This is a genomic window from Patescibacteria group bacterium (assembly GCA_018817085.1).
Classification (GTDB): domain Bacteria; phylum Patescibacteriota; class WWE3; order CG2-30-40-12; family CG2-30-40-12; genus CG2-30-40-12.
On sequence record JAHIUT010000033.1, the window covers coordinates 1 to 22,125 of the forward strand.

Annotated in this window: 21 protein-coding genes; 8 read left to right on the plus strand and 13 right to left on the minus strand. The window is 39.1% G+C overall.

The window, feature by feature from the left end; genetic code table 11:
- Window positions 1-556 precede the first annotated feature (556 nt).
- On the minus strand, window positions 557-1,972 hold the full coding sequence (locus KJ678_01995) for a radical SAM protein (GenBank protein ID MBU1016913.1): 1,416 nt from the start codon (window positions 1,970-1,972) through the stop codon (window positions 557-559).
- 420 nt (window positions 1,973-2,392) lie between these two features.
- Between KJ678_01995 and KJ678_02000 the strand changes: the two genes are divergently transcribed.
- The 3 genes from KJ678_02000 (at window position 2,393) to KJ678_02010 (ending at window position 5,127) form a co-directional block, all read left to right on the plus strand.
- A complete protein-coding gene (locus tag KJ678_02000) occupies window positions 2,393-3,112 on the plus strand; it encodes a hypothetical protein (GenBank protein MBU1016914.1) in 720 nt (239 codons plus the stop codon).
- Window positions 3,113-3,166: 54 nt separating this feature from the next.
- Entirely contained in the window at window positions 3,167-3,979 is an 813-nt protein-coding gene (locus KJ678_02005; GenBank protein ID MBU1016915.1) for a class I SAM-dependent methyltransferase, read from the plus strand.
- A 293-nt stretch (window positions 3,980-4,272) separates the two neighbouring features.
- Window positions 4,273-5,127 carry a Bro-N domain-containing protein gene (locus KJ678_02010; GenBank protein ID MBU1016916.1) on the plus strand — a complete coding sequence of 285 codons (855 nt, stop codon included), beginning with the start codon at window positions 4,273-4,275 and terminating at the stop codon, window positions 5,125-5,127.
- Here the strand turns inward: KJ678_02010 and KJ678_02015 are convergent.
- The 8 genes from KJ678_02015 to KJ678_02050 form a co-directional block, all read right to left on the minus strand.
- On the minus strand, window positions 5,120-5,545 hold the full coding sequence (locus tag KJ678_02015) for a hypothetical protein (GenBank protein ID MBU1016917.1): 426 nt from the start codon (window positions 5,543-5,545) through the stop codon (window positions 5,120-5,122). The two genes, KJ678_02010 and KJ678_02015, sit on opposite strands and share 8 nt — an antisense overlap.
- Window positions 5,546-5,683: 138 nt before the next feature.
- Window positions 5,684-6,781: a DegT/DnrJ/EryC1/StrS aminotransferase family protein gene (locus KJ678_02020; GenBank protein MBU1016918.1), complete on the minus strand. Its 1,098-nt coding sequence runs from the start codon at window positions 6,779-6,781 to the stop codon at window positions 5,684-5,686.
- Window positions 6,782-6,822: 41 nt separating this feature from the next.
- A complete protein-coding gene (locus tag KJ678_02025; GenBank protein MBU1016919.1) occupies window positions 6,823-7,308 on the minus strand; it encodes an NUDIX domain-containing protein in 486 nt (161 codons plus the stop codon).
- A 2-nt stretch (window positions 7,309-7,310) separates the two neighbouring features.
- Window positions 7,311-8,204, minus strand: a complete 894-nt coding sequence (locus tag KJ678_02030) for a hypothetical protein (protein ID MBU1016920.1) — start codon at window positions 8,202-8,204, stop codon at window positions 7,311-7,313.
- Entirely contained in the window at window positions 8,191-9,135 is a 945-nt protein-coding gene (locus KJ678_02035) for an aminoglycoside phosphotransferase family protein (protein ID MBU1016921.1), read from the minus strand. Before KJ678_02035 ends, KJ678_02030 begins: the two co-directional genes overlap by 14 nt.
- A 15-nt stretch (window positions 9,136-9,150) precedes the next feature.
- Entirely contained in the window at window positions 9,151-10,725 is a 1,575-nt protein-coding gene (locus tag KJ678_02040) for a glycosyltransferase family 4 protein (protein ID MBU1016922.1), read from the minus strand.
- A gap of 67 nt (window positions 10,726-10,792) precedes the next feature.
- Window positions 10,793-11,386: a GNAT family N-acetyltransferase gene (locus tag KJ678_02045; GenBank protein MBU1016923.1), complete on the minus strand. Its 594-nt coding sequence runs from the start codon at window positions 11,384-11,386 to the stop codon at window positions 10,793-10,795.
- 90 nt (window positions 11,387-11,476) lie between these two features.
- Window positions 11,477-11,905 carry a hypothetical protein gene (locus tag KJ678_02050; protein MBU1016924.1) on the minus strand — a complete coding sequence of 143 codons (429 nt, stop codon included), beginning with the start codon at window positions 11,903-11,905 and terminating at the stop codon, window positions 11,477-11,479.
- 352 nt (window positions 11,906-12,257) lie between these two features.
- On the opposite strand from KJ678_02050, the gene KJ678_02055 reads away from it, so the two are divergent.
- Window positions 12,258-12,383: a virulence RhuM family protein gene (locus tag KJ678_02055; protein ID MBU1016925.1), complete on the plus strand. Its 126-nt coding sequence runs from the start codon at window positions 12,258-12,260 to the stop codon at window positions 12,381-12,383.
- On the opposite strand, the gene KJ678_02060 is transcribed toward KJ678_02055, so the two are convergent.
- Complete coding sequence (locus KJ678_02060) at window positions 12,340-12,834, minus strand: hypothetical protein (GenBank protein MBU1016926.1); 495 nt, start codon at window positions 12,832-12,834, stop codon at window positions 12,340-12,342. The two genes, KJ678_02055 and KJ678_02060, sit on opposite strands and share 44 nt — an antisense overlap.
- A 366-nt stretch (window positions 12,835-13,200) precedes the next feature.
- Here KJ678_02060 and KJ678_02065 point away from each other — a divergent pair, with 366 nt between their 5' ends.
- Window positions 13,201-14,400 (plus strand): ATP-binding protein, encoded by a 1,200-nt coding sequence (locus KJ678_02065; protein ID MBU1016927.1) that lies wholly within the window; start codon window positions 13,201-13,203, stop codon window positions 14,398-14,400.
- Window positions 14,401-14,808: 408 nt separating this feature from the next.
- On the opposite strand, the gene KJ678_02070 is transcribed toward KJ678_02065, so the two are convergent.
- From KJ678_02070 to KJ678_02080, 3 genes are all read right to left on the minus strand, one after another.
- Window positions 14,809-15,426 (minus strand): VTT domain-containing protein, encoded by a 618-nt coding sequence (locus KJ678_02070; protein ID MBU1016928.1) that lies wholly within the window; start codon window positions 15,424-15,426, stop codon window positions 14,809-14,811.
- A gap of 97 nt (window positions 15,427-15,523) precedes the next feature.
- Complete coding sequence (locus tag KJ678_02075; GenBank protein MBU1016929.1) at window positions 15,524-15,898, minus strand: HAD-IC family P-type ATPase; 375 nt, start codon at window positions 15,896-15,898, stop codon at window positions 15,524-15,526.
- Window positions 15,895-17,181, minus strand: coding sequence for an HAD-IC family P-type ATPase (locus KJ678_02080; GenBank protein MBU1016930.1), 1,287 nt, complete (start codon window positions 17,179-17,181; stop codon window positions 15,895-15,897). The genes KJ678_02075 and KJ678_02080 overlap by 4 nt, the downstream gene beginning before the upstream one ends.
- A 188-nt stretch (window positions 17,182-17,369) precedes the next feature.
- Between KJ678_02080 and KJ678_02085 the strand changes: the two genes are divergently transcribed.
- The 3 genes from KJ678_02085 (at window position 17,370) to KJ678_02095 (ending at window position 22,029) form a co-directional block, all read left to right on the plus strand.
- On the plus strand, window positions 17,370-20,153 hold the full coding sequence (locus KJ678_02085) for a UPF0182 family protein (GenBank protein ID MBU1016931.1): 2,784 nt from the start codon (window positions 17,370-17,372) through the stop codon (window positions 20,151-20,153).
- A gap of 118 nt (window positions 20,154-20,271) precedes the next feature.
- Entirely contained in the window at window positions 20,272-21,315 is a 1,044-nt protein-coding gene (locus KJ678_02090; protein MBU1016932.1) for an AI-2E family transporter, read from the plus strand.
- A 450-nt stretch (window positions 21,316-21,765) separates the two neighbouring features.
- Complete coding sequence (locus tag KJ678_02095) at window positions 21,766-22,029, plus strand: DUF3850 domain-containing protein (GenBank protein ID MBU1016933.1); 264 nt, start codon at window positions 21,766-21,768, stop codon at window positions 22,027-22,029.
- Window positions 22,030-22,125 lie beyond the last annotated feature (96 nt).

Consider the following 22,125-nt stretch of genomic DNA (forward strand, 5'->3'; position numbering starts at 1 on the left):
CAACAAAGTGGGGTGCAAATGATTAATAATAAAACCAAAAATAGTGCCATTCTAACTAGTAAATAGAACGCCAGTGACAACAAACCACTTTAACGAGTTTGCTTTTTGCTATCTACAATTTTTGCGGGGTTTCAGAACAAATCAAAATTATTCGCTGAATGATAATAAAAAGTTCCGACATAGTAGTTCGGCTTCGCTCACTATTTTTAATCAACTAGTGCCAGCCATTAGATTTTGTTTTCCGATGCAATCGGAATTACAAAATCTTATGTTTCGAGCGAAGCGAAGGATAATTAGTTAGCGCAATTGGGCAGAGGCTGTTAGATAAGGGTGTTTCAGTTATAATGTATTTATGGAAATAGAAAAAAAGGTTTGGTCAAAATACACAACCTTAATGATGGGGGTTAAAGGTTTTTCTGTACGCTTCAAAACTATCCTTTAAACTCTTAAAAGAGTTTATCCAGACCAAGATAAAATGATATTAGAAAAGTAAAGCCCGGAAATTCCGTAAAACTTCCGGGCTTGCAGGGCATAAACAACTCGCCTATTACTTCCTTCAACTCTCTCTTTGGACATACAAGTCTTGGATGAGGAAGTTCACTGCACGGATTGCGTGTTGACAGAACACCTCGTCAACTTCCCAAATACTCCCGCTTTTGATATGCGAATTGTGAGGGCAACCCCCACCGCAATTTGCGAGCGCAATACAATCCAAACATCGCTCCATATTTATTGGGGAACGCCGTCTCCATTCTTCCCAGTATGGATGTGTTCCAGGGTCAAATGTTTCGTTTGGTGTTACAAAATACTCTCTCGTTCCACAAAACGCATGACATGTTCCCACATCCCCATTTGGAGCCATAGCAATTTGCATACCGCATCCACCACAATCCGCAAAGTAAAAATCTCCCTGAACAAAAGAACGAACTTTCCTCATAAACCTATCTTCGTGGACACCATTAGAACGAGCTATCTCAAAACAGCTCACCAATTTATCCCCCACCTTGGGACCGTACTCCTTTGGATTAGGTATGGGACGCGCCGTACTTTCCAGAAGTGTATTGAACCCAAGTGAATCCATCCCAAGATTTGAGATCATCCAATGAGTCACATCTTCAAGATGATCTATGTTATGAGAATCTATAGTACAACAGGTACCTACATTTGCGCCCATCTCACGGAGCATTGTTATAGAACTCATCACAGAGTCGTAAGTCCCCTGCCCTTGATGATCTACCCGCATTTGGTCATGCATACAAGCGGGACCGTCAAGAGATATGGCAATACTAACACCATGCTTAATAAGAATCCTTGCAATTTCCAAAGTCATGAGAATTCCATTCGTGTTAAGTGTTATCTGCGTATTTCTAGGCAAGTCGCCCGAAATTCGCAATTCACGAATGTATTGCAAGGTTTGTTCAACAACAGACCAGTTCATAAGAGGTTCCCCTCCATACAGGATGATATGGGGACCCTCTTTGGCTTTGCTCAAATGCTTCCTAGAATAGAACCGTGCGAGCAAGTCCACTCCTTTTCTTGCTGTCTCCGCGGACATTAGCGAAAATTTGTAGCCGTCTGGTATTCCCCCTTCGAAAAAGCAGTATCTGCAAGCGATGTTGCAGGCGTCCGTTAGAAGAAGATACAAAATTGCTATCGCGGGTTCCTCCAAAAACCCCCTTAATTTTTCCACATCTATCGTCTCATCTTCGTCTGGCTCCAAAAGCATTTTCTTATTCCAGAGCTGGCGCAGAAAAGCTAGCAGAGGTTTACGATCACCCATATCCAGTGAGGTCGCAAGAAATCTGGGTGTAAATGGTTGTTCCACAGATCTGATGGCGGTTACAACACTTCCTGAAGTATACACAACCGCTTGGCTTAATGCGTTGTAAAGTGCAGCGACGCCGTCATCCAGCTCTACAAAGTGAAGGAACCTTGAAAATCTAACAGGCGTATCCAGTTTAAGCCTACTCATCTAACTATCTCCTTTCCTTATTCAGGTTTGTTATGTTAAGGGTATCTGTTTCCTTAGAACGGATCAGAAGCCAGATACCCTTAGATTACTGCTACACACGCCTCCGAAGTGAGGTGCGAGTAACAGACGAACGGTGGCAGGGTGTACATCGACAAGAATCGCACGCTGTGCAATCACAGCGGCTATCGCACTTCATCTTCACACCACTGCCAATCTTGCCTCGGACGCGGTTGAAGTCTGCCCGCTTAGGAACCCAGTAATTGAACATGGGAACATCCCTCCTTACTATTTAAGATGTTCTGAAACACATCTCGTAGCTATCACCGTTCATGATAAGCTAAGATGATTGGATTTTAGCGTAACTTTGCAATAAACGCAAACCCATATAGAATATACGATATTTTTGGTAATATAAACACAATGAATTCAAAACCAAAACTTAAATTTAAATGGGATATGGAATACGATCAATGGACAGGTAAAGAATTCCTAACATTTAAGGACAAAGACATTTTTTCTAACTCTATATTAAAAGACCACCCAACACTAATATCCTGCGAAAAAATGGAATCCGGGACTAGAAAAGAATTTATTGATGAGTTTGTTGAAAAATATTATGAGGAACATAAATGGAAAAGGTTAGGTTTTTTAAAGCGAGCTAAAGAAGATTGGGCAAAAATAGAAACCGCTTTTTTTGAAACAACTGACAAACTATTTTCAAGAAATCCAAAAGGCGGGTACAATTGGCCGAAAGGCAATTACATTTGTTATCTATCTATTTTCAACTGCAACCCTCGGTTTATTAAAGAAAAAGAGTTTCAGGCGTACTATAAACATCCTTTGGGAATAAATTTTGTTTGTATTCACGAGATGTTGCATTTTATATTTTACGACTATCTTGAGAAAAACTTTTCAAAACAATACAAAGAATACGATGAGAGGGTAATTTGGAAATTATCCGAGGTGTTCAATGATGTTATACTAAGGACAGATGAGTTTATATCCTTAACAAAGCAAAAGGAACCTTCTATTTATGCCGAGAGTAGAGAGGAACTTGTTAAATATCGAAAGATGTGGGGAAAAGCGAAGGGAAGCACAGAGATTTTTATAAAAAACTACTTTTCCTCTTTGAAAATGTGAAAAGCTCCTACTTGTTGTATAATCCTAATAAAATCAACTAAAGGAGAGAGTGACATGTGGACAATAGCGGATCAATACACACACGCCGAGGATTACGACCTGGAGAACAGCAGATACATTGAAGACATTCCATTTTGGGTAGACATCTGCAGGCGTACTGTCAGAAAAGGTGGGGCTGTTTTGGATATGTGTTGTGGGACTTTTAGAGAAGGGTTAGCAATTGCCGAATCGGCTTCTAGAAACGGTTTTACGCTAATTGGAGTAGATATATCTATTCCTATGTTGAAACAGGCAAAAGCGAAGCTTTCTACACTTTCCTTACAAGCTCAAGATTGTGTGCAGTTAGTCAATGGGGATATGGAAAATGTTAGGGTTGGAGTTGGTATGTATGACCTAGTGTTGGTCCCATTCAACAGTTTTGTGCATACCATTGGTATCAAAAGAAAAAGAAGCACTCTATCCAATATCTACGCACATCTAAAAGATACTGGTCTTTTTCTTGCGGATATATTTATCCCTGATATAAATCACTTGTTTGGTATGCATTCCTACCCCAAAACTGTTTACGAGGAATTCAGTATAACAACCGGAGGTGTAATGCTCGTTAGACAAGTTACTGGTCATTACGATCAAGTAACACAAGTTCTGGAATGTATGTATTACTACCAGATATACGATACTTTAGGCAAAGGAAACCTGATAAGATCGTATTGCTTGCCGTTTATTACCCAATTGATATTCCCCAACGAATGGGAGCTTTTACTGGAACTGGCGGGGTTTAAAGTAATAGAGTGGTGGGGAAGTTATAACATGAAACCGTTCAGACAAGAATCTCAAAATATGCTTTTTCTTTGCGAGAAAGGATAAATGAGATATTTCCAAAGGGCTTTGCCACCTCAACGAGGTAAAGCCCTATTTTTACCTCAAATATAATTAATTTTCTCCCACTTTTGTTATAATACTGGGGATTGCGAAGGATAATTAGTTAGCGCAATTGGGCAAAGCTGTTATGAAAGGGTGTTCCAACTAATAATTTCAATAGGGTGCGGACCCTAAAGGGTTCGACCCTTAAAAACTTAACAATTTCTAAGTTTTAGTTATAATGTATTTATGAAGATAGAAAAAAAGGTTTGGACGAAATATTTTCAGGCAATTATAGTATGACTGGAACAAAAATTTCCATTTTCAAAGGAAATAAAATTAGAAGGGTTACCCACAAAAACGAATGGTGGTTTTCTATTTCAGATATTGTTGCCGTACTTACAGACAGTCCTCAACCAAAAACTTATTGGGCGAAAATGAAGGATAGGGACAAGGAAATGTCGCAACCGTTCCCATTTTGGGAACAGTTGAAATTACTAGCCGAAGATGGAAAAATGCGTAAAACCGATTGCGCGGACATAGAGGGCATTTTCCGTATAGTGCAATCAATTCCCTCCCCTAAAGCCGAACCATTTAAACGCTGGCTTGCAAAAGTTGGTTATGAACGGGTGCAAGAAATAGAAAACCCAGAGTTGGCCACTAAACGCACTCGCTTACTCTACAAACTAAAGGGTTACAGTGAAAACTGGATAGAAAAGCGAATGCGTGGAATAGCTATTCGCGAAGAGCTAACAGACGAATGGCAAAAAAGAGGTGTAAAACGACAAAAAGAATATGAGATTTTGACGGCAGAAATTTCCAAAGCGTCTTTTGGCATAACTCCAAGCGAATATAAGAAATTAAAGGGTTTGAAGAGAGAAAATCTGCGTGACCATATGAATGACTTTGAGCTAATTTTCACAATGTTAGGGGAGAGAGTTACAACTGAAATTTCTCAGCAGGAAAAACCAAATTCCTTTCCTAAAAATAAAACAGTGGCCAAAAGAGGTGGGAGAGTTGCAGGCAAGGCTAGAACAGAAACGGAAAAAGAAATTGGTAGGAGCGTAGTTTCCAAAAATAATTATCTTAAAAAGCCAGAAAGTCAAAAACAGTTAAAAGCTGAAAATGGTAAGAAAAATACGGTCTTCAAATAATTTCACTGGGGTGATTTTTTGCCATTTCGTAATTTTTTATCAACTCTAAATCCCTTTTATCCTTTTCCCTTCCGCTAACCTTTTTAAATCTTTTAGCAAGTTCTAAATTTACAAATCTATAACCCTTTATCGTATCCGCTGTGTTAATCTGCTCCATTACTGTCGCAATTGAAGATTGCTCATCAAAGGACCCTTCCCAGAATATATGAAGATTTCCAATCTTTATATCTTTTGATTCACTGTTTCTTTCTAGATACTTTTGTGATAGTTCTTTCCATAATTTTGGCGTAACTAGAATATCCAAATCATTAGCTTCTCTTATGCCTCTAATAGCTAATACTCCAGAAGAAGTTATTGCGTACTGGTCTTTAGGGAAATTTAATTTATCTAGCTCCGCAAGCAAAATATCAATTTTCATATACCCACTATAACATTTGATATTTGTTTTATGAATCCTTTTCATACCTTCTCATTCATCTCATTTACATCCCAGAGAATAAAACGGCTCTCAGCCAGAATGGGCAAAAATAATTAGGGTTTTAATCATATTAAAATACTATTTCAGGACATTAACAATAGTATTGCAAATATACTCTATCTTTTCAGCATCCAAATTCGGTCCCGAGGGCAAACTCACACCGTTCTTGGACAAATACTCGGCTACTGGCATTTTCTCATCTACCTCAAATCTTTTGTATTTGTGAATCGGGAAAAAGAACGGCCGGCTATCTATTCCTGCCTCTTTTAAACGAGCTATCAAAAAATCTCGAGTAACTTTTCCTTTTGATGGCACTAATATAGAGTACATCCAAAAAACACTTTTTGCCCATTCAGCATCAGGAGAAAGTATAATTCGTGGTACTAAAACTTTTAAATGTTTTTCATAAAGAGTTGCGATTTCTCTTTTCTTTCTTATAATCAGCTCTATTCTGTTAAGCTGTGCAAGGCCTATAGCTGCCTGAACATTCGTCATTCGATAATTAAAGCCAAGCGAGGGGTAGTAATACTTCCTTCTTGCCGAAACACCATGGTCTCTAAGAGTTCTCATTTTATCGGCTAATTTTTTACTATTAGTAACAACCATTCCTCCTTCTCCAGTCGTTACTATCTTATTTCCGTAAAAAGAGAAACAGCCTGCGTTGCTCAAGGACCCTACTTTTCTCCCCCGATATTCTGCTCCATGAGCTTCAGCAGCATCTTCATAGACAGATAAATTATACCTGTAAGCAAGCGAAAAGATTGGAAGCATATTAGCAGGATGGCCATAAAGGTGTACCGGAATTATAGCTTTGGTTTTTTCGTTAATCTTTAACTCTATTTTTGTAGGATCTATGTTCCAAGTTTCAAGTTCTGAGTCAACAAAAACAGGTTTTGCTCCTGTATAAACAACTGCATTAGCAGTTGCTACAAAAGTCATTGATGGAATAATTACCTCATCTCCAAGACCAACTCCACCCGCTCTTAAACACAAGTGGAGGGCAGCAGTGCCACTCGATGTTGCTATTCCATATCTTGAGCCACAATACCCAGCGAATTTGTGTTCAAACTCAGGAATATTCTTGCCAATCGAGGATATCCAACCGGATTTTAATGTTTTTACTACTAAATTTAATTCTTCTTCGCCAATAATAGGTTCTGCAATGGGTATAAACATAGTGTCAATAAACCCCCAAAAGCTTGCTCTCCAATTGAAAGTTATCCTATAAGGCCAGGTAGAAGTTCGTCTATTGCTTTTTTGTGATTTTGATATTGATTGGGAAATACTAAATACTTTACTAAGGTATTTGCTTTAACCCACTTATGTCCTCTGAATTCCTGAGTAGAAAAAATCAGCCCATTTTTATTCCCAGCAAATCTTAAGATAACCTGATCATAAGATTGACCTCTATATTTCCCCCCATGGATTTTCATAACTGTATCTGGGGGGTAATCATATTCTATTTTATGAGTACTAATGCCAATTACTTCGAACTCCGCCTTTTTAGAACCAATTTCTTCTTCTAGTTCTCTAAATAAATTTTGTTCCAATGTTTCATTACCCTCACGGCCACCACCCAAAAAATTCCATTCGTTATCTTTATATCCATTTTTCTGAATCAGAAGAAAACTATCGTTTTTGTCTATAACAATAGCAATTACTCCTTTACGGTATGGTCTGTTTGTTTGATTATTATTATCCATAATTAAATATATATTTCAGGAAGCCCAGACTCTTCCTTAAGGAATCTTACCATATCTGAATATTTTTTTCCTGTTGGATCTATATTTTTCATTTTATTTTCAGCTCTATCAAATATAGTATCCTGAAATTTATGGTCACCTCCATGACAAACGGCCCCATAGCTCCAATGTCTGGCTGATATTTTCATTCTCTCAGAATGGAAAGTTTTATAGTCGGGATATTTCTCGTTAAATACATATTTTCCCCCGAGCATAGTAATTATTCCTGAAGTTTTAAGCATATGAACAGTTGATTTACATAGAGCAATCCAGATATCATTGAAGTTCGGCGATACAAAGTAATTGAGAAAGTACGAGTCAAAACTAGGGTCTGTACTTAAATATGCAATAAAAACCAATGAGGTAATGTTAGAGGGGGTAAAAAATTTTAATCGGGTCAACCCACTCAAATAGCCAGCTAAAGAGCCGATAAATTTACCAGCATGATAAAGAGCTTCGTTTTTAAAATCATCATTACTGTATAAGAAAATGTGCGGATTAATTGTTTTACCACTAAAGTAGCCTCCGTATAACTTATCTTCTCCATCATCAACTATCGCTTTCATACTTATGCCAGTAAAATGTATTGGAACTCCCTTAAAGTTGTAGATAAGCCTCTTGTTTTCTTTAAAAGAATTGTCGATGGAAATTATATCCAAATCACTTTCAGCCATATTCCTATTTATGACATAACTTCCAAATATTAACCACAATGCCTGTTTGTAGTCAGTGAAATTAACATCATCCTTTATGTATGCAATAGCTTCTTTTACAAATGAGAGATTGGTAGGAGAGATTATGTCCTCCATACAGGTATTAAGAACGGGATGAGCTTTCTTTTGATTATATTTCATCATAATCATTAATTGTGTTCAGCAAATATATTCCATGACAAAAAGTACAATATTGTTGATTGAGGTTATTAGCAACATGGGGGATCAGACTAAGCCATATAGTCGCATGTATATATTTGATAACATCGTGTTGTTCTCCAAACTTTTCAATAATGCTCTTACTATAGCCACTAAGCCCATTATCGGTAATCGAATAGCTGTGACTGCTGGTGGTACCCGCCTCTTTTTTATAGGTGAATTTACCATTATTCAGAGAGTCAAAATTACCAACGATACTGTAATAAATTTTAGCAATATCATAACGTACATCTCCATAAAAATCGGTATTTCCAAAACAACCTCTGGGATCTATTAAATATAACTTCTTGTCACTGGACACAACAACATTACTCATAGTCATATCCCCATGGATAAATGCAAATCTAGTGTTTAAGAGTCGTTTCTCAAGGTACTTGTAGATGTTCTCTAGTTGCTTGATAGGATTGGAAAACTTACAACCATTTATAAAGATAGTAGCGGTATTCATATTTGATTTATCAAAAAATTCTATTAGCGCACGCTTTGGTTTTAAATAATACATACTGAAAATATCATCCTTATTTGGATTACTTGTTTTATGATGTAACTTTTTAGCTAGCTCAATAAGTTTGTCAAACATCTCAGTAGAATGTTCTTTGTTCATAATTACCCATTGATATAAGTTGTCTCCATCAATGGCTTGCATTTCATAATAACTCAAGTTACTTTTATCTGGTCTATTTACCTTTCCATTGCAGCTATAAATACGAGGTATGTTGTCAGGTATTATTTTTTGAGCCTCTTTAAACCACCGTGTTTCCTTTTCAAACCTATCTTTTGGTACACCTTTTATCACTTTGTTACCACTAAAAGATATTTGATTATAAAACCTGGAAACAACTTGTTTTTTGTTCATAATGTGGTCTTTCATTTATAAGTTTCCTTGTTTAACGAGACGGTCGTTTCTGAGATTAAACTCGAGTTGTTGAAGTATATTTTTATCATTCTTACTGGCAACTAGGCGGGTCGTTTTTCTTAAATCTAACCACATTCCAGAATTCCCCTCATCGGCATCTGAATCTATGTGGGGAGTATCTGTAGTTATTTTAAACGAATACGAAAAGTTCTTCTTATCAGTTTTATCAAGTATCAAGTGGCTTGGTATAGTGACTTTGTACCCAGTATTTTTCCAGACCGTCTTAATTGTAGCTTGGAGCCATGATTCATTTGTTTTTTTAGGTATTTTTGGTAAGCTATAGACCGATTTTTCTTGCTTAAGTAAATACACTTCTTCATGATTGTTGACAGATCTGTATAATGCGAAAGTTGACTGCTGATTGTGATTGCAAACGGCTTTATATAATTTTAGATGACTCTTTGCCTGTTTTCTTAAATTGCGTTTAGTTTTAAAAAACGACAATGCGTTTCTTGTATATCTCTTTCTTGTTTTCTCATCGGTCAATATTTTTAAAATCGCATTGTTGAGAGAGTTGTGATCGCCGTACTTACAAAGAATTCCATTATAGCCATTCTTTATCGATTCGTTAATCCCTATGACATCGGATCCAATTACCGGACATTCACAGGCCATTGCTTCTAGAAAGACTGTTCCATAACCTTCGGCTTCCGAACATAAGACAGTTATATCAGCGATGTTATAGAGAATGGGCATATCCTCATCAGAAAATTTGGTATGCTCAACCACTTTAATGTTTCCTATTCTATTTTTGAAGTCCTGATAAATTAAGTGCTCTTCTTGGTCTTCTGGTATTCCAGTAATAATCACTTTAATATTATGATTAGGAACGGATAATTTTGACAGTGCTTCAGAGACAAAATTAAGACCTTTTCTTTTTCGGAGTCTGCAAGGAATCAATAATACCGAATCATGAAATTCTATATTTAAACGCTTACGCATTTGACAAAGTGGTCTAGAGTCCCGTATTTTTTTAAATTTATTTTGATCAATCCCTGGATATATTAAATGGATGGAGTCGTTTTCAACTCCAGACCCTAAAAGACTATCTCTGTAGGCAATGCCCGGTGCGATATATGTAACTGAAATATTCCTATTTACATAATCGAATAAAGACCACGTGCTATTTTTCTTAATACTTTCTTCTCGATACATTGGAGTTTTAGTGTGCGTTACGATATGAGGGATACCATAGTTTAAGTTTGCGATTTGGCCAATCAAAGTTTCTTCGATATAGACAGTGTGAAGTATGTCTGGTGACTCTTCTCTGATCTGTTGCAATAAAATATCAACTCCTTGTAACAAGCTTCCTTTACCGTAATACATATCATAAAACACCTTATACCTCTTAATAGTTAAGTATGTATTTACTTTTTCTAATGAGTCACTTAATCCATTAGTAACGAGTATAATTTGAGCTTGTAGTTTATTAAGTTCAGAAATTAAATTTTTTGTATAGCTTGCGCCTCCTCCTAAGATGGGGGGATATTCCATATGAAAATATAATATTTTTGGATTATGAATAGTCACTTTGCATGCAAATTATATAAACACAATTAATATCCACTCTAGTAAAACTCGAATATACGTTGATTTTCTAAATATCTCTAAACATATCAACGTGCACGTGACCATACATATCGGTAAATCTGCCGGCTATTCTGAAACCATGTTTTTGACACATATGAATAGCTCTTTGATTGTTTGCATATATCCCGCCTGATAATATAATCATTCTTTGACCTAAATAACGAGAAGCATCAATTATTTGCTGTAGTGTGATGCCACCCAAACCAAGATTCTGATACTTGTCTGTAATACAAGTACCACAGCGAGTAACAGAACCCGGATCAAAACTTACCCCATATTTTAGATATCGTGATTTATCTACATCCGGCAAGTCCAAACTAAATTTCACTAAAGCGATTATTTCAGATGAGTTGTTCACTACGACAAAATGCATTTTTCCAGCTTTTCCTACAGATTTGCAAAGACTGTCGGCAGTTTTTTCACCATAATCATCCAATACATAAAAATGACGCGTTTCCTCAGATAGACTAGAAAGAAAATCTATGATGCCAGCCTTGTCGTTAGATGATAATGGTCTGATTAATACAGTTTCACCATTGTTTAACCAAACCTCGTGCTCTGTTATTTCGAAATTTCCTTTCCTCGAGATTTCTTTAATCATAAAAGCTTTTATAAAAAAACTAAATACTATCAGTTCTAACTTTTTGGGTAGGTCAGCATACATGGATACGATAAGACGCAGGTGTTATCTTCAAACAACCTGCGTCTCAAGTAACTTGTACTCTTTCTGAAAATCTTCAGGTTCAGACACATGCATCACATTTTTCAGTAAAATAAGGCGACCATCGGAACTAGGTACAGGATATGAGGAATATCTCCCCCGTAATCCATTACCATCGTAGCTGTTTCCCCGAATATTCCTAACCTTCGCGTTCGCATCAACACCCTCGCAGATAAAAAGTTGCGAACTCCCAGAAGTCAGATAATCGACTAACTGATCAAAAAACCAGGCATCCTGATAGGGAGCGTACAGAATTCCTACGGTGTTTTCATCGAGCTGAAACACATGCTCCTCAAGTATCGAAAGATCTTCTTGAAGCAAAAGATCAACCAGTGCCGTTCTCAGGGCAAGCTCCACTCCATCGGGTTTCAGAAAGATAAGAACCTTCTCTTTTCTCATGCCACTCCCTCCCACTCTAGTTGTTATCGGTACCAGTAGAATATTACAATAACTATAGGAAGTCAATGGTCAGCAACTCTTTAAATACGCTTAAACTATTTGAGCAATTTAGTTGACAGGAAATGAAACACACTTTTTATACTGTCTCATTTGTCTCATTCTAATTTATGTTAAAATTTAGTGAGTTATAGGGATATAAAGGTTCTAGACCGGTATGCTCAGCCATTAGAAGTTCTTTCCCGATTAAATCGGGATTAGAACTTCTTATATCCTGAGCGAGGAGCGTAAGCGACGAGTCGAAGGGTGGCTTAGAGAATTTATATCCAAAAAGGGACTACCCCGATTCGGCAATATGTATCTGGATTATGCAGAATTGCAAGCGGCGCGCGGAAAAGCAATGACGATGAAAGATTGGGCGGAAAAACTAATTAATCTTACACAAGGGATTGAGGTGTATCTCCGATTTTTGTCACAATAGTAGAAAGAGGGGGTCTTGCCACATAGTTGTCAACAATCTTTTCTCTTTGAGTATAATTTAATTCTGTTTTATAAGTTGCCAAGTGTAGAAGTTCGTGAATTACGGAACCTGCAAACTCTCCCAAATTTTTACACTTAGTAATTCTGGCATGGACACAATTTTTGGTAGGGTTATACCAACCTTCACAACTTATACTATGAACATAGCAAATTAAATTATCCTTAGGAAGTTTGAGTTTCAATACCTTAAAAGCACTCTCCACATCAGATTCAATTGGTTTCCATGCACTTTCCGCTCTAGACAAATATGATTTTCTAAATAATGAAAGTAGTAAAATATACAGGGGATTCCAAACCACCGATCTAAGCTGTTTGTATTCTTGAGGGTGAGTTATCAAATATTTATATTCTGTTACTTCATTAACAAAACTGTATTTAAAACTGATATTCATGTATAAAAGTTTATCAGATAAGGTATTTAGAGGCGAGTGGTTGTTCCTATGCATTTTTTTCAACTTTATCCCACTTTTGCTATAATACTTGGGATTGCAAAAGTTTCTTGGTTTTTAATATAATAGGTTCTGATTTCGTAGTTCGGCTTTGCTCACTATTTAAATCCACAGTGTGTAGCAGATTGGAATTCACTGCTTAATTAACCTATTTTTTGATAGGAAAGTGTGGCCTGTCCCAAAAATTTTGCTAGTTATAAAAAATTCGCAGAGGGTATAATAATCTATGTTTTTTCAGCCTGTCAACAAATAACTCAATCCATTGAGTTATTTGTTGACACACAAATAATCGTGGTTTAGTATTGGGTTATGAAGGAATTTATTCGTCAGGATTTATACGATAACCTCTTAAAATCTTTGACAGGTAACGCTAATTTTATTCAGGTGGTTGTTGGGCCAAGGCAGGTGGGCAAAACAACATTAGTTTTGCAAATCTTAAAAAGATGGGAAGGCCCTAAACTGTATGAGACTGCAGATATTCCTGGCACACCACCTCTTTTGTGGCTAGAAAAAATATGGAATCAGGCTCGAGATATACCTCAAACAAAAGAGGATACATTGCTTGTTGTTGATGAAGTACAGAAAATCCCCCATTGGAGCGAGATGGTCAAAAAGCTTGTTGATGAAGATAAAAGAACAAAAAGGAAAATTAGAGTAGTTTTGCTGGGATCGTCTTCACTTTTGGTGCAGAAAGGTTTACAAGAAAGTTTGGCGGGTCGTTTTGAGCTCCATAGGCATTACCAATGGTCGTATCCAGAGTGCCAAAAAGCTTTTGGTCTAACTCTTCCAGAATACTTCTTTTTTGGTGGATATCCCGGAGGATTGATAATAAGAAACGATTTTGCGAGGTGGTCGGGATATATTAGGGATTCCTTAATAGAATCTGTTTTGGCAAAGGATATTCTTCTTACATCTCCCGTATCAAAACCAGCGCTTTTAAGACAAACATTCTCATTAGCTGTAGGACACCCCGCTCAAATAATTTCTTATCAAAAGATGCTTGGGTCTTTAATTGATGCTGGAAATGTTACCACAATAGCGTCTTACCTTAGATTGTTGGCATCCTCTTTTTTGATTATTCCTCTTGAACGATATAGTGGTTCTGTAATGAGACAAAGAGGTTCTCAACCTAAAATAGTTGTTCTTGACAATTCTTTAATATCATCAACAAACAATATGTCAAAAGAGGAATTTTTATTGGATTCCTCTTGGCGTGGGAGAGTAACAGAAAATGCTGTCGGGGCAAAGTTGTGGGTTGAGACAGAAAAAATTGGGGGAAAACTTTTTTATTGGAGAGAACGAGATAAAGAGGTTGATTATGTTGTTAAAATCGGAAAAGACATTTTTGCTGTAGAAGTTAAATCTGGAGTTGTAAAGGAGAAACCCACTAGTGGTTTGGAGTTTTTCCTTAAAAAATATCCCAGAGCTAATGGTATAGTAATAGGAAAGCAAATTTCGCTTTTAGATTTTTTTAATACACCCTTAACTAATATTATAAAAACCAAGTAACCGTTTTTGGAGTCATATAATAGGTTCTGATTTTGTAGTTCGGTTTTACTCACTATTTAAATCCACAGTGTGCAGCCATTAGATTTTGTTTTCCGATGCAATCGGAATTACAAAATCTTATGTCCTGAGTATATCTACAAAATCGCTCGAACTCATTTTACCAAAAATTACTGAAAATTAAAAGGTCAGCTCCCGCCTCCATCGCTCGCTTCGCTCGCGATTACGGCGGGCAAGCAGGCTTTTCTTCTCGGCCTTCGCTTCCCACCGGAGAAATTTTCGTAGTTATTTTCTAATACACTTATTGGAAACTAGGTCGGGTTGATCACAACGGCAATCTGTTTCGTTTTTATTTTACGACACTACAGCGGGAAAGTTGTGCCAAAGCGGGTTGGAGTATTTTTGTTAGCACTACCGCTTATAAAATACCCATCCCAGAAGTATAACCAAACCAAAGGCGAGAACTATTTTTATAAGCGACTCTATGTTACCTATGTTTCCTTCTGCGTTGCCGTATGTTGCCATTCCTGTATATCCCAGATATAAAAAGATGAAACTGCGGATGAAATAGCCGACGAATGTCGATTGGAGATACGTTCGCATATTCAGCTTGATAAACCCGCACACCACCGACACAAGCGATGTGGGCATAATGGGAAGCGCGCGTACCACCAAAAGGACGACATCGTCTCTCCAGGTACCATTGAAGTGCTTGCCAATGCTTTCCACCTCTTTATGAGAGATCCCTATAAATTTACCGAAGCGGGTTAGAATCAGATCTTCTGTTTTATCTGCTACCACATAATAGAGCCAACTGGCAATAGTTTTTCCGGCAGAAGCAGCCAGTGCTAACCAAAATAAATACAGCAGTGTGTGATTTTGGGTGTGAGCGAGCATTCCGGCGGTGGTCATAACCAGTGGAGACGGAATCGGCGCAATGATCTCTTCCATAAACGAGCCGACAAAGGCAAACACTTCAAGGGGAATAGTATTTGCCAGGTTCTTGATCAGACTTATGATTTGATTCATATCTGGGCTCTTCTTCGTAAAAATACTGCCTTGCGGATTTCTGATGATACGAGGAGTATTGCCGAAAGAGCAATGACGAGTACCAACTGGATAAGAGTCACCTGGGTGATCTTAAAGATGCCTGAAAGCAGGGGAATTCGGTAATAATCATATCGGCGGCTTCCTTGGCTACATCTGTCCCCGTGATACCCATGGCCACACCAACATCAGATTGTTTGAGGGCCAACGCATCATTCACCCCGTCCCCGGTCACGGCAACGATGTGGCCCATCTTTTGTAAAAGCTGCACGATGCGCAGCTTCTGGTCGGAAGTAGTTCTGGCAAAGATGCGAATGTTGTTAAGTCGTCTCAGCGCCTCTTCGTCAGAAAGCTCCGCAAACTGACTACCAGTAATTATCTCCTCGTCTTGTTTGATCAGTCCGATTATTGAGCCAATAGCATTGGCCGTAAGTTCATTATCCCCGGTGATCATGATGGTTCTGATTCCGGCTTTTTCGGCACGCGTTCAACATTTTTATATGCTAGGGCAATAACGCGCAGGCTTTCTTTGGCATACTCGCGAAACTCGCTTTCAATATTCTGTCTTGATTGCTCATCTAAAGTGCAACTTTTCAAAACAGATTCCGGTGCTCCCTTGGTGTAAATAGTCTTTTGCTTATGGCTTTTCCACACCACAGTCATCATCTTCAGTGTGGGGTCAAATGCAAATTCTTCAACGAGTGTGCCGTTTTGTTTTATTTGCTCGATTACCAAACCTCTGTCCTGTGCTAAAAGAAGCAACGCTCCCTCGGTAGTATCTCCTAAAATGTCATATTTTCCATGATCGTGTTTATAAACCAAGCTCGCATTGTTACAAATCACACAGGTTGTGAGCAATTTACTAAAACTACTATGAGACAACTGCAGATTCCTGTCGTGACTGGAATAATTGATACCCTCAAACCAAAGTTTGGTTACCCGCATTTCATTCTTAGTCAGCGTGCCGGTCTTGTCTGTGGCAATCACTGTGGTGCTCCCCAGCGCTTCAATCGATGACAGCTTGCGCAGGATAGCTTTTTGTCTGGCCATTCTCTGCATCCCAACGGCTAGGGTAATGGTGATGACTGCCGGCAGACCTTCCGGAACTGCGGCTACGGCTAAACTAATACTAGTAAGGACCAACTCAATCAAGGGATGTTTGGCGATAAAACCGACAATAAATACCGTGCCGCTGGCGACAATTGCCAAGATTCCCAACTGTTTACCCAAAACATCCAGCTTCTTTTGTAGCGGTGTTTTCTCTTCCCTGATTTGGGAAAGGGAGGCTGCAATCTGGCCAAAGCGCGTCTGCATGCCAGTGGCGCTGACTTCGATTTTAGCTCTGCCCTTGACGACAATAGTTCCCAAATAAATCGTTCTTTTCTCTTCATCATAGACATTTTTCTCAACTGGCATTGACTCGCCGGTGAGAGAGGCTTCGTTTACTTCCAAATGCAAACTTTCCAAAAGTTTGGCGTCTGCCGGGATTTTACCGCCTTCCTCAAGAATAACTACGTCCCCGGGAACCAAAAGCTTGCTGTCTATTTTTTGTTCCACCCCGTCTCTCATGACCCGCACAGAGCTAACAGTCATTTTTTTCAGAGCTGCGATAGTCTTTTCGGCTTTATATTCTTGGATAAAACCGAGGATTCCGTTAAGGATAACAATAAGGAGAATAAAAATTCCATCCAACAGATCTCCCAAAAACAAAGATGCGATAGAGGCAATAATCAACAAAACCACTAAAACACTTGTAAATTGGGAGAAGAGAATCTGAAAAACAGTTTCTGCGCTTGTTTATCTGATAATCCAATTGCATTTTTCATGTGGCTAAATAAAAACCCCCGAAGCAGCTACTTCCCTTTATTCGTACACCCTTGTATTGTACATTAAATTGTGATATAAAAGATAAAGATATAACCTATATGACGAAAATACTTTTTTGGGCATTCATAAGTATAGTAGTAGTGTTCTTCATCTTTTTCTCTAGCATCATTGCTCTCGTCACGGATTGGTGGTGGTTTTCTGAAGTCGGGTTTACTGAAGTTTTTACGAAATCTCTCCTTGCTAAAGTGTCCTTGGGTCTAACAGTCGGAGTGTTTGCGGCAGTATTTCTACTTATTAACTTTCTTATCGCCGTGCGTTCGAAAATACCTTGGCTTGCCACTATTCCTGAAGCTCTGATTGGCCAGCCTCTGAGCCTGAATGATCGTATAGTAAAAAAACTTGGAATTGTTATTTGTTTAGTTACAGCTTTTTTTATCGGCCTTGTCGCAGCTAGTAGTTGGCAGGATGTCTTGAAATTTCTTGCGACGACCCCATTTGGTCAAGCCGATCCGTTGTTTAGTAAAGACGTGGCATTTTATGTGTTTTCCCTCCCGGTCTATTCTCTGGCCTTGGGTCTTGTCAGAAGCCTTATAGTATTGTCGCTTATCTTAAGCGGAACTATCTATATTCTTCGTGGCAGTCTCAATCTTTCTGCTCTCTTGGGGAAATTCAATCTCAACAGTTTATCGGAAAAACTCGGCGGCCCTCCAGTCAAATTAATCAAACACAAGAGCACAGACCGAAAGGCAAGACTGCATATAGGGATTTTATTATCCCTCTTTTTAGTAACAGTTGCCGTAGGTACTTATTTTTCGCTCTACAATCTCCTCACTACTCAAAGCGGACCCGTATTCGGCGCGGCATTTACCGATACAAATGTTATGATTCCCATCGTAAAGGTTTCTGTTTTTGCCTATGGGCTTGCAGCTTTTTTGGCATTGTTCTATGGCGTAAGCGGAAAAATTTCACCCCTTGTGGGCGCGATCTCTTTAACTGTTTTTGTAGGATTGGCCTCTGGCATCATCCCAAGTGTCTTTCAAAAATTAATCGTTGCTCCCAATGAACTGGTGAAAGAAACGCCGTTTATTAAACATAACATTGAAGCTACCCGTAAGGCGTATGGATTGGACAGAATCGAAGAAAGGGAAATCGCCGCGGATAAGCCCATTACCGCATCTGACATTGCAGCAAATAACTTGACCATTAAAAATATCAGGCTTTGGGATAGGTCACCGCTTCTCTCTACCTTTTCGCAAATTCAGGAAATTAGAACTTACTACGAGTTTGCAAATGTGGATAACGACCGCTACGTTATAGATGGAGAAGTTCGGCAAATCATGCTTTCGCCCAGAGAGCTAGCTTCCGACAGCCTGCCGAACAAGGCCTGGATCAATGAGCGCCTCACATTCACTCACGGGTATGGTGTTGCAGGTGGCCCGGTAAATCAAGTTACCCCGGAAGGTTTGCCGGTCCTTTTTGTCAAAGATTTACCGCCCAAATCAGAGGTTAAAGAACTCCAAGTCAACAAGCCGGAAATTTACTTTGGCGAGTTGGTAAACGATTATGTGATTGTTAGAACAAAATCAAAAGAGTTCGATTATCCCAAAGGAGAAGAGAATGTTTACACGACATATGCCGGTCAGGGTGGAGTGGAACTCAACTCCCCCTTACGACGACTCTTCTACGCTTTTCGCTTCGGCTCACTCAAAATGCTTTTATCAGGTGATATAACCTCCGAAAGCCGCATTCTTTATAACCGGAATGTAAAAGAGAGGGTGGTAAATATTGCGCCGTTTTTAACATACGACCGCGATCCATATTTAGTTATTACCGAAGGAAAACTCTATTGGATCATTGATGCGTATACTTCAACCGATAGATATCCATATTCTCAACCATTGCCCCTAAACGGTAGTAAAGTTAATTATATTAGAAACTCAGTCAAGGCGGTGGTGGATGCGTATGACGGAACGGTGAGTTTTTATCAAGCCGATCCGGACGATCCAATTATCAAAACCTACGCAAAAATATTCCCTAAAACTTTCCGTCCGCTTTCCGACATGCCCAAAAACCTCTTGCCCCATCTACGTTACCCGGAAGACATTTTTACTCTACAGACTGCTGTTTACACCACATATCACATGGACGATCCGCAAATCTTTTACAACAAGGAGGACTTGTGGGAAATACCAGCCATTGCTCAAGAAGGAGAACAACAGTCTGACGGCAAGGTTCCCGCAATGACACCTCGCCACATGATCATGAAGCTTCCGGGAGAAAAAACCGAGGAGTATATTCTGATGTTGCCGTTTACCCCACGGGCCAAAGATAATCTTTCCGCCTGGATGGTCGCCAGAAATGACGGAGAGCAGTATGGAAAACTGGTCGTCTATCGCTTCCCCAAGGACAAACTGGTGTTCGGACCTAAACAAGTCATTAGCCGAATCAACCAGGACGCAGAAATCAGTCAGCAGATCTCCTTATGGGATCAGCGCGGCTCACAAGTCATTCAAGGATCCCTTCTAGCCATCCCAATTGAAGAATCTCTCCTTTATGTCCGACCGCTCTACCTCAAGGCAGATACAGGCAAAATTCCGGAACTCAAGCGGGTAATTGTTGCCTATGAAAACAAAATAGCCATGGAAGAGACACTGGAAGCAGGACTCGCCAGACTCTTTGGCACCGGTATCGGCCAACAAGCCAAACCAGCAGGAGAAACAGCTCCATCGAAAGCAGCTACCGACACGAGTAAAGAGAATCCTCTCAAACAGGCTGCCGAGACGTATGAAGCAGCCATCCGCGCCCAAAAAGAGGGAGATTGGGGAAGATACGGAGAAGAAATTAAAAAATTGGGGGAAATCCTGAATAAACTGCGTCCATGAATCTTAAAAAGTGGCTTGTAATTATTATCATCACATTAGTACTGCTTAGCTTTTTACCATCGCTATTTTTGGCGTACTAAGGGTACGAAGTGGAGGGAGAAATTGTGGAGGAGAAAAAATGAAAACCGGTTTATCCGCTACCATGCGATCAGTACTTATTGTGGGCACCACACTTTCCGTTGTTCTTGGGTTGTTGTTTCTCCTTTTTCGCATACTCCAACCATTTCTCTTTATATTTCTCACCGCTTTTATCTTAAGCGTCTTCTTAAACCCGTTATTTGCGTACATGCACCAAAAATTGCGATTGCCCAAAACGATCTCTGCCACACTCGCGATATTCGTATCCATTCTCGTTGTGTCCATTCCTCTTTCAATTATTGTCACACTTCTCGTAAGCGAGACGGGTGATGTACTTGCCTTCATTCAGGCTAATGCGGGAACAAGGAATGAATTGACACAAGCTGTCTATGGCTACCTTAATCAATGGGGAATTTCCACCCAAAACTTTGAGTTTGAAGTCAATAAATATATCGTCACTTCCCTTCGCTTCGTGTCAACGAGTTTAACAGCCATACTCTCCCAAGCTTTTGGATTTATTCTTAATGGTTTCCTTACTCTACTCGTAACTTTTTATTTCCTAATGCACAAAGAAACTATTATCCATTATGTCACTAGTATTAACCTGTTAAGTCAAGCTGATACCGAGCGTCTAGCCTCCCGGGCTACTGAAGTTATGACAGCAACGATACGTGGAAATTTTATCGTCATAGCAATTCAGGCAGTGTTAGGGGGAGTAGGGTTTGCCATTTTTGGTCTTTCCTCACCTGTACTTTTGGGGGCTTTGTATGGCTTGGCTTCACTTATACCTGTAGTCGGAATTACCCTCGTGTGGCTTCCCACCGCAGCTTATCTCATGTTATCCGGCAATCTGGTTGGTGGCATAGGCTTGGTTGTATGGTGCATCGGTTCAAATCTGCTGATGGACAACGTCGTAGGTCCAAAAATCGTTGCAGGAGAAACAAAACTTCATCCTCTTTTCATCTTATTTGGGGTTCTCGGCGGAATCCAACTCTTTGGGTTATTCGGTATTATCTTGGGACCAACAATTATTGCCCTTTCTTTCGTCGCTCTTGAGATGTATCGCCAGCTACTGAAGGAGTAAAGTTATATTTCAAGAACTTCGAAGCGCTTGCGTAAATAGTCGCTCCCGATATTTATAGCTGTAATTCCATTGATAATTACTCTTTTCTTCTGATGGGTATGTCCGCTTAGCGAAAATTTCTCCGGTGGGAAGCGAAGGCCGAGAAGAAAAGCCTGCTTGCCCGCCGTAATCGCGAGCGAAGCGAGCGATGGAGGCCGGAGCTAACAATTTTCAGTAATTTTTGGTAAAATGAGTTCGAGCGACTTTGGAGCGAAGCGAAGGATAAGAAGTTTAAGGAAAAAGGGACTACACCTTAACCACCTCGGGAGTAGATAAGGCTGTTATGAAAGGATGTTCCGACTAATAATTTCAATAGGGTACGAACCCCTTCCGCCATTCGCCAGCTGGCGAAGGCGGAGGGTTCGACCCTTAAAAACTTAACAATTTCTAAGTTTTGGTTATAATGTATTTATGAAAATAGAAAAAAAGGTTTGGCCGAAATACTTTCAAGCAATTATAGAAGACAAGAAAAACTATGAATTGCGTCTTGCCGATTGGAAATGTAATAAAGGAGACACTCTAATTCTTAAAGAGTGGAATCCAAAAACAAAAAACTATACAGGCAGAGAAATCACAAAAAAAGTAAAGTATGTGGCTAAATTCAAAATAGATAACCTTTTCTGGCCGAAAGAAGATATCGAAAAATACGGTCTTCAAATAATTTCACTGGGATGAGTTTCAACTAGCCACCTTCAACTACACACCTCGGAAGCTTAAAATTACCCCTTTAGAAACCTGAAAAACTTTTTTAAACATGGGTCTTTCGGTGAA